Raw genomic sequence first — 10,954 nt, 5'->3', positions numbered from 1 at the left:
TAGTCTCAGGTCGGCGGGCTGGTCTGGCTGCCTGCACCATGTTCGAGGTGCGTGTGGTTATGGACGCTCTTGCCTTGTGCGGTAAGGTCGTTGTTCACTGTGACCGGCCCGTTCAGGGTGGCGAAGCCGCCCTGCGGTCCTGTGCCCTGAGTGACCTGTCCGTCGAGTTCGATCTGCGGTGCAGAGTTCGTAACCTCGGTGCCAGCGGTTAGGCCGATCGTCTGAGTTGCTTGCAAAGCAATCGTCTGCGCCGAGAAATACATGCCGGTCGCGGCGTTGATGTTGATGGTGCCGTCGTTGTTCAGCTTGATATACGAGCCCTTGCTGTCGACGATCGCCGCCTGCCCCGACTGGACAACAGGGGGCCGCGCGCCGTTGTTGAAGAAGCGGCTGCCGACGATCGTCGCCTCGACATTCCCGTCAACGAAGTCGAGGCGCACCGCGTCGCCAACGGCGGGACCGAACACGGCGCCAAAGTTATTGCCTACCCATGGCGCCGCGAGGGGAACGAAGCCGGTCTCCTGCAACGTCGGCATGATCAGCACCTTGACCGTGTAATCGTTCGGGTTGTACGCACTGATCTGGCCGTACTTGGTTGACGTGAAGTTCGACATGAACTCGGACACGACGCGCTTGATGTGCTCGATCATGAAAGCTCCACGGACTGCTGCGCAGTGACCGTCTTCCCGTGAACGGTCATGTCGAAGCGCGGCGGATCGGCCTGACAGCGGCGCTTGATGCGCGCTGCGGCGTACGTCGTATCGAACGGCGTGTTCGTACCCTGCACGACGACTGGTGTCCATGGATAGATCAGCGTGTCGCCAGGCAGCTTCGCGGACATCTTGAACTCGTGCTGGCTGATCTGCGCCAGCAACTGCTGGGCCTTCGCATCGCATTGCGCCTGCGTCAGACCCGCGAACGTGAAGTCGTAACGCTGCAAGGTCTGCGCGAGTTGAGCGTCCCGTTCGATCCGCTTGGCGGTTCGGCTGGCGGTGGCGATCGACGTATAGGCGGCGTTCTTCTCGCCGTGATAACTGCGCACGCGCACCGATACGTCCTGCGCGAGCGTCAGATCGTGAGCGAAGTCGATATCCAGGGCATTGGACATGGGATAGGGCCGGTCGGCGGTCGGCGGGTCGTACTGGATCAGGTACGGCTCACTCGACAACGCGCTTCCGAATGCGCCGAAGTAGAGCGTGCGACCCAGTACGAAGCATTGCAGACCCTCGTGCTGGGCCAGATACGTGAGCAGCGTCCACATCGTTTTCTCACGATGGAGGCTCACGTGGTCCAGCGTAAAGAAATGGCCGATCAGATCTTTTGTCGACTGTACGTTCGGTGTGAGGCCGACCTGCTTTGCAATCGTTGTCGCGATTTGCGCGGCAGTCTGGTTCGGAAATTTGACGTCGATTTTCTGATCCGTCAGTAGCGATGTCAGGTCGCGTCCGACCAGCGAAATGCCCTGCGTTGCGGCGTTGATCCGGATCTCGTCGATCCTGAACGTCTGCAACAGCGTCAGGTCCTGCGACGAGTAGTTCTCCGGATCTTTCGGGAAACCCACATACACGTCCACGATGATCTCGGTCTGCTGCGTCCACCACGGCCAGTCGCCGAACACGGCGGGCACTTCGACGCGGAACGTTCCCGCTTCGTAGATCGAGTTGTGCTCTGCCTCCCAGCTTGTCCAGTCGATGACCGTCGAGCCAACCTTCAGGATCGCGCGCGGAGAGACGAGAGATCCTGTGGTCGGAATTTGGTTGAGCATCAGGCTGGAATCGTCAGGGTATTGATACCGGTGAGCACCGGGTCGGTAATGTTGTTCGCGGCCGCGATATCGACCCATCGACTCGCGTCGCCATACTGCTGGGCGGCAATGGAGTAAAGGTCGCCGCCGCCCACCGTGATGGTCTTCGGACTGCTGGGTGTCGTCACCAACGGAAGGTTGACCTGCATCCGGGCCGTGATGCTGCGCAGCTCGTACAGTTCGGGCAACTGCACTGCGGAGTTCATCCGCGCGAGAACCGTGAACGCGGTCTGCGAGGCCGGCAAACCGGGAAGAACGCCAGATCCGCTGGCCATGATGCCTTCGGCGGAGCTGATCAGATACTGCACGTGCGACGCGACCGCCGCGAGCGGCGAGACGACCGCGGAGACGGCGCCCGCAACCGTGTTGACCACCTGATCCGCGCAATTGGCCACGCCCGCGACGAACGACGTCACCGCCTTCAGGCCGTTCGCGATAGGTTGCGCCGCCGCGCTGACGGCATTCATCGCGGTCTGAAGGTCGCCGACCAGCCCGTTCAGCGTCGAATCGCCGATGCAGTTCGAGAGCGTCCCCATACGCGCCATATCGGTGGCCAGCGACTGCGCCGGCGTGATGGCCGGCACCGAGTCCACCGTGGCAGTCTCATCCTCGACCACCTCAAACTTGATCGAGTAGGGGATCTTGAACGGCTTCTCGTAATCGGCGTGGAACTCCGCGATCGTCACCTGAAAGCGGAGCGCGTCCCACGTCAGCGTGCAGGACAGCCCCTCGCGGCGCACGGAGTCGAGAAATCGCGCGCGCGCAAGCGCCGAGGCGTAGAGAAAGATGCCCGACCATTCCAGCGGCGCGTCGTCGGCACCGAGTGCGTTGATGCGCCGCCGGCCGCCGATCATCTTCTCGACCGCCAGAAGTTGAGAGCCGCCAAACCTGATGCGTTCCGGAACCTCGGCACCGTCGAACACGAACGAGCCGTTCGGCGTGTCGAGAGTGAGCGTAACGAACGGATTCATCAGTACATCCCCATGCCCGGACTAAACGGCGACGCCGATGGATTCATGCCGGTCGGCCCGGTCGATTTCGGCGGGATCATCTTCGTCGCGACTTCCTGACTGTCGACGTAAAAATGGTTGTGAATCCATTCGCCGACTTTTCCGTAAGGCGCGACAGGCTCGGTCACCTTATTGCCGAACGTGAGCGGCACTCCGCCTGCGACCCCCTGATAGAACGTGTTCTGCTGGTCGGGAGTCATTTTTGACGCGGCGGCGTCGAGGCCGCGCTGGATCATGTAGCCGATCCCGGCCGCCAGAAGCGAGCTGATGGCGACCACGCCACCAGCACTTGCCAGCGCTGCTAAGCCAATCTCTTCGCCAGTCAGCATGGTGGCCGCGCGAGACAGCAGTGATCCAGCGCCAGACGTCAGGTTTTTTGCGAGACCGGTGACGCCTTTCTGCAGCATCGTCGACGCGCCCTTGGCGCCACTCCACGCGCCCATCCCGAGCACCGCCGCGCTGAACAGCATCCCAAAATCCAATGCTGCACCAGCCACCGGGTGATCTTTCGTAAAATCCGCCGTTTTCTCAAAGAAAGACCCGGTGCCTTTCAGCGCCGAGTTGATGGGCCCCATCAGCGTGGCGGTGCCGTTCATCAGCGTGATGTTCGCGTTCGCGATCGTCTGGTCGGCGAGTCCCACGGTGCTGACCTGTCCGATCATCCTGCCGATGTCCATCGGCGGCTGTGACTGGTTCTTCAGGTCCGCGAGCGCATGCAGGTTCGCGATCGTGGTGTCTTCGCTGAAGAACGACGCACCGCGTTGCCCCTGCGTGCCAAACGCCATCTTCAACAGGGCGTTGAACTTCAGCGGCTCCATCTTTTCCCGATCAGCGGCGAGAATCGCGACCTCCTTCATGAGGTCCATGCTGCCGTTGTTGTAGAACTGCGATTTGTTGCCCTTGTACAGGCCCAGTTCGTGGAGTGCCTCGTTCTGCTTCTTATTCGAGAACAGGCCGCTTCCCAGCGTGTTCGGCAACGCATTGGAGGCCATCGCGTTCAACCACGTGCCGCTCTTCGTGTTCATGATGCCGCCCTGCATCATGGTGGCCACGAGCAGCATCACGTCGCTGGAGTTCGCACCGGCGGCATGCAGTGAAGGCAGCGCGTAACTCGCTGCGCGCGCGATTTGCCCGAGCGACGCGTGCGACGTGAGCGACGCCTGAAGCATCGATTCCCACAGCGGCTCGGCATCTTTCGGATCGTACGCGCCGGCCATGTGCGACAGACCGATGAACGCATCCGTCGATTCGCCCATCGACACGCCTTTGAGCTTCGCCTCGAGCGCGATGTACGGCATCGCGTGGTCCAGCATCTCCTTCTGCTTGTCGGCGGAAAGCGTGCGCATGAGCCGCGCGCCGTCGAGCAGCGATTCGGCGAACGGTTCGATATGGCCGCCAGTGGCCCACGCGTATTTGCTCGCGTACTCCATTTCGCGGCTGCGCAGATCCTCGATGCTGCTTTGCCACTCGGAAAACGGCAGTTGCGCAGTCGCGACCGACTTGACGTTGGTGTCGGCAAGGCGCGCATTCTCGTACGCGCCATAGAGCATGCCGGCCGTCGCAACTCCCGCGCCGGTCGCCACGCGTCCGCTACCGGATTCTCGCGAGGCGCCGCCGGGCGCGCCGTCGTTGCCGCCACCACCACCGCCACCACCGGGCCGCATGCCACTACCGAGGCCGTTGCCCTCAGCGCGCGCAGCAGCCATGTTGCGCGCGAGGTCCGCGCTGCTTGCGGCCATCGTGTCAAGCACGTAGCTAGCGCGCGTGAGGCCACCGGACGTATCGCCCAGGGCGGTCGATGCGGCCGCAGCCTTGTCGAGGTTGCGCGACAGGCTGATGCCCGCTCCTGACAACTTGCGCAGCGTCGAGGTCAGTTCGAGCAGGCTCGCGTTGGCCTTGTCCGACCAGTCAACGATGCCCATCAACCGCGCCGTGACATTGTCTTCGAGCGTGGCGGTGACGCCGATCGCGTACGCGTTGATCATTTTTTGCCTGTGAGCGTATCTACCGTGGCCTGTCCGACAAGTTCGAGCACAGGATTGATGTTTCGAAAGAGAGCCACACCCAGAACAGGACGAGGTGGCAACCCTTTCGGCGTGCCGAGTTCCTGCCAGACCATCACCTGCGCCTCGCTGCCGACCACGAATTCTTTGGGGCCTGCTTCGTGCTTGACGCTCGCTCGCAACTGGCCCTTGAGCAGTTCTGGTGTGTTGGGACCGGCGTCGGCCGCAGCTTCGTCGTCGACGATTGTCTGGATGTGCACCTGTTTGGTCGCATCCTTCAGTTCGGCCCATGGTGTGAACGGACCCATGTCCTCGCGCTGATAGTGGCCGAACTCTGCGACGGCGGCCGCTTCGACCACAAGCGCGCCCGCCTCCATCGCGGTCGCGTATGAGGCTTCCAGCTCCGCGGCGGCTCGTTCCAATGCGCGAGCAAACGCACCAAACGACTTATATTCCTTCATCACGGCCCCTTGGGTTGCTCCCACTCAAGGCGACTCCATGCGAACGTGCCGCCCTTCAGTTCGCCGACCGCGACGCAGTAACCGAGCAATTCGGCGCGCGAGAGATTCATCACCACGTCCCACGGGACCCCTGCCTGAGTCAGCATTAGTGTCTGACGCAAGCCCGGATCCCGGCTTATTTTTTTGCTTCTTCGGTCTCGTCGGAAGCGTCGAACACCTGGACGCCGTCCTGCAAGGCGGCGAGCCCTTTATGACCGAGACGCTCGACCAGCGCGTCGAGTTGCAACATCGAGGTCGGCAATAGAACTGGCGTTTCGTCGATCGCGCTCAGGTAGATGAGCGGCATGTACATCCGACAGAGCCGCGCGTTTTCAGATTCGACGGGGCCCATCGCCCGAACCAGCTTGTATTGCGCGAGCGGACCGGGATAGGTGAGTGTGAGTTTGCGGCCGTCTTTCACGGATACCACCAGCGTGTTTCCGTTGATGGTGGGTTTGCCTTCGGGAGCGGCCTGATCGCCGCTCGATTGGGTAACGTTCAGATCGGTCATGGAGTTAGCTCAGTTTGATGCGGGTGCTGGCGAGAAACGAGACCTTCTGGATCACGTTCTTCTCGGCTTCGACGTCGCCAGCGTCGTCGAAATACAGCACGACGCCCTGCAACTGGTAGGTGCTGATATTGCCGCCGATCTCCTGGATCGTTTCCTGAATGAATCCGGACGGCTGGTTCACGCCCGCGTAGTACGCGGCTTCCAGAGCGGCGAAATAGTCGTCCAGCGTCGAGTCCGCGCGCGACACCTCGAATGTGCCTTCCCAGCCGCCCTCCTGAAAAGAGAGATGGATCGGCAGCGTGTTGAGCGGCTTGACCGTCAGCTTGTTTGTGATCTTCTTCTTGTTGAACCGCAACAGCGTCGGAAGCGTGAGCAGGCCGGTTGCCGTGAGAACGTCGAACCGGTAGTCACTCCCGATGTTTAAACCTGCTTGAGGCATGGCTTACTCCAGAAATGAAAACGCCGCCCGCAGGCGGCTGGATTGCAAGGGGAGAGGACTACTGGACCGGATTGACGGTGACGGACTGGCCACCCTCGACGTTCACCAGGAAATACCGGACGATCGAGAGATACGTGACCATCACCGTGGCGACCATGTAGCCGAGCGCGACCTGACTGAACGGGTTGTTGTTTGCGTCGATCTGCACGGACCAGCCGGGCTGCGTCGGCGCGTTGACGTTCCCGATCATGTTGTTCGCCTGCATGTTCGCGAAGAACGCGTCCATGGCGCCCTTCACGTTGCGGCGCAGATTGACCGTCTGAACCTTGCCGGGCACGTAGCCGAACGCCGAAGCGATCGTGAAAGCGATGTAGTTCGTCATCCGCGTGTAGTTGTCGCCGTTCGTGCCGCTGTTGCTACTCGCGTTGCGGCCAGTGCGGCACGCGAAGATGCTGCCCGCCGGCGCGCCGAGGGTCAGGACTTCGAGCCGCGAGGTCGCGCACAGCGCGATTTCGGCATCGCTGTAGGGCGAGTTCTGCATGCTGCGCTGCGTGGCGATGACGCCGGCGATCGGAGAATTCAGCACCGACTGCTCCGGGCTCGTCGCCGCCTGCAGCGCAGACGTGAACGTAGCGGGCGAGAGCATGCGGTTCACGCCGTTGACGGTGTCCTGCCAGTACGACCAGTCGCCGACCAGGCACGCAAAGCCGTAACCGTCGACACCGGCGCTCGCGAGCGCCGCCGCGCTGTTCGTGATGCTGGTGCCCGCCGGATTCGCGCTGTGAAAATAGATGCCTTCCTGAAGGCCGAATGCGAGTTGGGCGCTCCACGTGGTCGAGGTCTGGCAATCGATCAGGTTGCCCACCTGTGCTCCGGACTTGCGCAGTGCGTACATGCCCGACCGCGTGAGACCGTCCGCGCCGACCAGCGTAGTGTCGGTCACGCCTGCGGCCCCGTCGGTACCGCCCGACAGCGTGTACGTGGTGGTGAGGTTCGGCGCGTTGCTCGATGTGCCCAAGGTGGCGATCACGTTTTGCGACGGACCGCGCAAGCCAGTCTGGCCGTTGTTGACGGCGTTCACGAGGTTCAGCCAGACGCTCGTCGTCAACGAGAGCGAGCCGCCCGTGCCGGCGCCCCCAGTGAGGGTCGCGGTGGCGCTGGTATAGCCGGCGCCCGGATTGACCGGGGTGAATGCGCCCAATCCCCACACGAGGTTGACCAGAGCGCCCGTGCCGACGCCGGACGTCGCGGAAGGTGCGACCGCCGCCGTCGGCGCAGTGCCGCCCGTCAAAGCGCCGGCGTTCGCCACGGTGAGGGCGGTAATGACGCCGGACGCGGCCGTCACGCTCAGAATCACGCCGTTGGGCAGCGTCAACGTGTCGCCGGTGACGTATCCAGTTCCGCCGGTCGCGCCACCACCTGTCACGTTGGCGGACAGCACCTTCAGGCTGATCGTGCCAGTCGCCTGGACACCGTTGGCGGCCTGCGGCGCGGAGATAGTGAGCGCCGGGACGGAGGTGAAGCCAGTGCCGGGTGTGACGGCACCGCCGCTTACGCCCGGCGACACGTTGTCGTAGACCTCGGGCGTAAAACCAGCGCGCTGGATCGACAGCTTGTAGGTATTCGCCGCGGTGCCGGTGGTGATCCCGGCAGTGATGCCATTGCCGACGATGCCGGTGTAGAGGCCGGTCAACGTCATGCCCGTGACGGGCGATCCCGCCGTGTCCTTGAGCGCCGCACTGGCGGCTGTGTCGGTACCGTCCGAGACGCGCACCAGAATGAAATTCTGGACGTTGTTCTGGACGCCAACGGCAACGGCGGTGGCGATGTCGTGCGCGCGAAACGTCACGCCGCCCACCATCTGCTGCGCCTGCGCGTTGGTGCCGATACCCATCATCGGCGCGTTGACCGGCCCCCACGAGCCGACGCCGACCAGACCGAGGCCATCGGTCGGCACGCCGTTGATGTAAGCGACGCCCGGCGGCTGAATGATGACGTACAGGTCCGCCGCCTGCAGTGCCGTGGTGTTGAGTGATCCAGCCTGATAGACGGGCATGTTTGCGCTCCGGCAATAAAAAAGCCGCCGAAGGCGGCCGTAAACGAAAAAAACCGCCCAACAGGGCGGTTTAAGTGATGGTGTCGCGGTTGCGGTTAGTGGACGGTTCGCTTCAGAAGACGCGGCGGCACCGTCAAATTCGGCTTGTTGCCGTCGATGAAACTCACGCTGATCTGGCGCGCGTAGCGGCTCCAGTCGACGCCGAATTCGTCCCGCATAATCTGCACGAATTCGCGCTTGATGCGCTGACAGACTTGCGGAGTCGCTTCCTTATCGACGTGCCGTTCGACAGCTTTGCGAAGCGCCATGCCGGCCAAACGGTTGAGATCCTGTTTCATTCCGCGATGACCTTGTGCACGTTGCGCGCGTTCTCGCTGGCGAGTACGGCGATGATGTCGGCCTCGGCGCGAATCGCGTCGCCCTTGCGGTAGTCGTCGAACGCGTGCCGGACCACAAGATAGTGCGCCAGCGTGCTGGCCGGCCCGTTGCCGACTTCGGGCGTTGCATCGACTTTTGCGGCTTGTTGCACCTTTGCCATATGTGCCTCAGATATTGGTGGTTCGCGGCGAGCCGCTGGTCGGCGTGGTGGTCACGCCGAAGTTCGTTACCGTATTCGACGTGGTCGGCGAGAGCAGCACGTACTCGACCTCGTACAGCAGATTGCGGCGATAGATCCCCTGCTTCTCGTTGCCGTCCTGCTCGATGGTGCCGCGGTAAATCAGCCGTGCCCACGTGTTGTCTGGCATGGGAATGCGGGGTTGTAGCTTGAATGCCAACTCGAGCGTCTTGCAGATCGCGTCGCGCGCCGCCGGCGACGGCGCCCAGATGACCAGCATGAAAACCTGTGTCTGGCGGCCAATTTCCTGCTGCGTGACGACGGGCACGGAAACAGCGCATTTGATATCGAACGCGCCGTTGATCGTGATCACGTAGCCGCTCGCAGACGCGCCGGGGATTAGCGCGGCGAGCGCAGCGGCGATCGTGTTCACGGTGTCGTTCTCGGCGACCTGATAGCTGTACGGTTGGTAGTTGACGGTGAGCGTCGCCGCCTCACCGGGGTTGATCCTGCCGCCCACCGTTACGCGGTAGCCGTATATTCCCAACGTCAGATCGGCGACGGGTACGGCGGTCTGCGCATCGTCATCCCCCAGAAAGCGGGTCGTGTTCTGACCCATCCCGCTCATCTGGTAGACGCTGATCATCGCGTTGCCATCCGCGAGAATTGCCTTCAACTGTTCCGGAACCGGCCAGCCGCTTCGAATCACCACGCCGATGTTGACGGCACTGGGCGAAGAGGGACCGCTCGGGTAAAGCGCGGCGCCGGCGAGCGCGCCGAGAGTATTTTGGACGTCGGAAAGATCAGCCATCACGGCTCCAGAAGTTCAGCTAGTGCGGCATATCCTAGCGAATTCCAGTACGCGCCGGTGATCTGGTAGCGGTTCCCGATGTCGTCCGTGACGATGTCGTTCGTCCGGATGAGCCCGAGCGGCGCGGACCCGAGCGGTATGAAGACCGTCCAGAACGTCTTTGCCGCCGCGTCGGCGGGCAGGTTGGGGTCCGGCTTGCCGCGCTCCTTCTTCAACTGGATCGACGCAGGCAGGTCGCTCGCCACCGGCGTTTCGTTCGATGGCTGGACCCCACTGTAGGACGAGCTGTATCCGACAGCAGTGTCTTGCGCGGGGCGCGTGATCGAGATGGTGCGGGGATAGATGAAGCTCATGCCCAGGACTTTGCAAGATACGGCGCCAGCAGCGCCTTCGTGTCGTCGTCGATCACGGTCGCTGCGAAGCGCTCCAGCGCGGTGTCGCCAGCCTTGTATGTTTTCACAGCACCCATCTGCGGCACCATCCCCTGCGCCATGATGATGTTCGCGCAGGCAGCCTTGACTGCGGACGGCAAGCCGGACGCCGGATAGCCCGCGACGTACCAGAGGTTGATTTCGCTGTAGTACGCGAGCATCACGCCCGCCGGCACCCACACCATGCCAGTTGCGAAATCGACACCGGTATTGATGATCGGGAAAAACTCCCACACCGGCGGGCCGCCGAAATGCGAGAGCGATGCCTGCAGGTTGAACTCGTCGACCTGGTAGCGCGATGACTCACCGCGTCTGCCATAGCCATAACGACCTTGCCCCGCCAGAAGCCGAGCGATCGGCGTGAAGGCCAGATTCGTGACCGGGCGACCGTCGGGCATGAACTTGTGCTGCTTGATGGTCATGCCGGCGTCGAGGGTGCAGGGCCCGGGATGGTTGAACACCACATTCTGTAGCGTGACCTGCACCGGTGGCGTCACGCCGGCAACGGACTGCAAGCCGTTGCCGAACGACACAACCACGACCGGCTCGGCAATGCCGCTGCTCGTGCGATCGAGGATCAGCACGTCGCCAATCTGGATTGTCGCGACGCCGCCGGTCAACTCGACCACGACATTCTGGCCGGGTGCAATAGGACCAGCACACTGGTAGGTGATACTGGGCGAAAGCGCTGCCATCCACGCGGGCGCGCCCGTGCCGTCAGGCATCCAGACCAATCCTTCCGGGCGTTTCAGGTACAGATCGATCAGCGTCGATGCCGTCGTCACCTGTGCCGGCGTCGTGCCACTCGGCAATCCATACGTCGAAAAGTCGCC

The 10,954-nt window shown here is 62.7% G+C and carries 14 protein-coding genes; all 14 read right to left on the bottom strand.

Translation table 11 applies throughout. The annotated features are described in order from the left end of the window. Positions 1 to 5: 5 nt before the first annotated feature. On the bottom strand, positions 6 to 650 hold the full coding sequence (locus tag LFL96_RS21250; protein WP_281002678.1) for a phage baseplate assembly protein V: 645 nt from the start codon (positions 648 to 650) through the stop codon (positions 6 to 8). Next, positions 647 to 1,765 (bottom strand): hypothetical protein, encoded by a 1,119-nt coding sequence (locus tag LFL96_RS21245; protein WP_281002677.1) that lies wholly within the window; start codon positions 1,763 to 1,765, stop codon positions 647 to 649. The genes LFL96_RS21250 and LFL96_RS21245 overlap by 4 nt, the downstream gene beginning before the upstream one ends. Then, the gene (locus LFL96_RS21240; protein WP_281002676.1) at positions 1,765 to 2,727 is read right to left on the bottom strand and encodes a hypothetical protein; all 963 of its coding nucleotides are present in this window, start codon (positions 2,725 to 2,727) and stop codon (positions 1,765 to 1,767) included. The genes LFL96_RS21245 and LFL96_RS21240 overlap by 1 nt, the downstream gene beginning before the upstream one ends. Positions 2,728 to 2,774: 47 nt before the next feature. Beyond that, positions 2,775 to 4,799 (bottom strand): phage tail tape measure protein, encoded by a 2,025-nt coding sequence (locus tag LFL96_RS21235; protein WP_281002675.1) that lies wholly within the window; start codon positions 4,797 to 4,799, stop codon positions 2,775 to 2,777. After that, a complete protein-coding gene (locus LFL96_RS21230) occupies positions 4,796 to 5,278 on the bottom strand; it encodes a hypothetical protein (protein ID WP_281002674.1) in 483 nt (160 codons plus the stop codon). Before LFL96_RS21230 ends, LFL96_RS21235 begins: the two co-directional genes overlap by 4 nt. Continuing rightward, a complete protein-coding gene (locus LFL96_RS21225; protein WP_281002673.1) occupies positions 5,278 to 5,439 on the bottom strand; it encodes a hypothetical protein in 162 nt (53 codons plus the stop codon). The genes LFL96_RS21230 and LFL96_RS21225 overlap by 1 nt, the downstream gene beginning before the upstream one ends. A 14-nt stretch (positions 5,440 to 5,453) precedes the next feature. After that, positions 5,454 to 5,828 (bottom strand): hypothetical protein, encoded by a 375-nt coding sequence (locus LFL96_RS21220; protein ID WP_281002672.1) that lies wholly within the window; start codon positions 5,826 to 5,828, stop codon positions 5,454 to 5,456. A gap of 4 nt (positions 5,829 to 5,832) precedes the next feature. Continuing rightward, positions 5,833 to 6,267: a hypothetical protein gene (locus LFL96_RS21215; RefSeq protein WP_281002671.1), complete on the bottom strand. Its 435-nt coding sequence runs from the start codon at positions 6,265 to 6,267 to the stop codon at positions 5,833 to 5,835. Positions 6,268 to 6,325: 58 nt separating this feature from the next. After that, positions 6,326 to 8,323 carry a hypothetical protein gene (locus tag LFL96_RS21210; protein WP_281002670.1) on the bottom strand — a complete coding sequence of 666 codons (1,998 nt, stop codon included), beginning with the start codon at positions 8,321 to 8,323 and terminating at the stop codon, positions 6,326 to 6,328. 95 nt (positions 8,324 to 8,418) lie between these two features. After that, positions 8,419 to 8,640, bottom strand: a complete 222-nt coding sequence (locus LFL96_RS21205; RefSeq protein ID WP_281002669.1) for a hypothetical protein — start codon at positions 8,638 to 8,640, stop codon at positions 8,419 to 8,421. A 17-nt stretch (positions 8,641 to 8,657) separates the two neighbouring features. Then, positions 8,658 to 8,861 (bottom strand): hypothetical protein, encoded by a 204-nt coding sequence (locus tag LFL96_RS21200; protein WP_281002668.1) that lies wholly within the window; start codon positions 8,859 to 8,861, stop codon positions 8,658 to 8,660. Positions 8,862 to 8,868: 7 nt separating this feature from the next. Then, positions 8,869 to 9,690 carry a hypothetical protein gene (locus tag LFL96_RS21195; protein WP_281002667.1) on the bottom strand — a complete coding sequence of 274 codons (822 nt, stop codon included), beginning with the start codon at positions 9,688 to 9,690 and terminating at the stop codon, positions 8,869 to 8,871. Next, a complete protein-coding gene (locus LFL96_RS21190; RefSeq protein ID WP_281002666.1) occupies positions 9,690 to 10,043 on the bottom strand; it encodes a hypothetical protein in 354 nt (117 codons plus the stop codon). Before LFL96_RS21190 ends, LFL96_RS21195 begins: the two co-directional genes overlap by 1 nt. Continuing rightward, positions 10,040 to 10,906, bottom strand: coding sequence for a hypothetical protein (locus LFL96_RS21185; RefSeq protein WP_281002665.1), 867 nt, complete (start codon positions 10,904 to 10,906; stop codon positions 10,040 to 10,042). Before LFL96_RS21185 ends, LFL96_RS21190 begins: the two co-directional genes overlap by 4 nt. Positions 10,907 to 10,954: the final 48 nt, after the last annotated feature.

The sequence above is a fragment of the Paraburkholderia sp. D15 genome, from assembly GCF_029910215.1.
GTDB lineage: Bacteria > Pseudomonadota > Gammaproteobacteria > Burkholderiales > Burkholderiaceae > Paraburkholderia.
The sequence above is the reverse complement of the archived record's forward strand: the minus strand, read 5'-3'. Positions and strand labels throughout refer to the sequence as shown.

Excerpts from the sequence above, each read along its gene's own strand:
- LFL96_RS21235 (WP_281002675.1), bottom strand. The coding sequence starts at position 4,799 with ATGATCAACGCGTACGCGATCGGCGTCACCGCCACGCTCGAAGACAAT.
- LFL96_RS21195 (WP_281002667.1), bottom strand. The coding sequence starts at position 9,690 with ATGGCTGATCTTTCCGACGTCCAAAATACTCTCGGCGCGCTCGCCGGC.
- LFL96_RS21200 (WP_281002668.1), bottom strand. The coding sequence starts at position 8,861 with ATGGCAAAGGTGCAACAAGCCGCAAAAGTCGATGCAACGCCCGAAGTC.
- LFL96_RS21230 (WP_281002674.1), bottom strand. The coding sequence starts at position 5,278 with ATGAAGGAATATAAGTCGTTTGGTGCGTTTGCTCGCGCATTGGAACGA.
- LFL96_RS21190 (WP_281002666.1), bottom strand. The coding sequence starts at position 10,043 with ATGAGCTTCATCTATCCCCGCACCATCTCGATCACGCGCCCCGCGCAA.
- LFL96_RS21220 (WP_281002672.1), bottom strand. The coding sequence starts at position 5,828 with ATGACCGATCTGAACGTTACCCAATCGAGCGGCGATCAGGCCGCTCCC.
- LFL96_RS21245 (WP_281002677.1), bottom strand. The coding sequence starts at position 1,765 with ATGCTCAACCAAATTCCGACCACAGGATCTCTCGTCTCTCCGCGCGCG.
- LFL96_RS21250 (WP_281002678.1), bottom strand. The coding sequence starts at position 650 with ATGATCGAGCACATCAAGCGCGTCGTGTCCGAGTTCATGTCGAACTTC.
- LFL96_RS21210 (WP_281002670.1), bottom strand. The coding sequence starts at position 8,323 with ATGCCCGTCTATCAGGCTGGATCACTCAACACCACGGCACTGCAGGCG.
- LFL96_RS21215 (WP_281002671.1), bottom strand. The coding sequence starts at position 6,267 with ATGCCTCAAGCAGGTTTAAACATCGGGAGTGACTACCGGTTCGACGTT.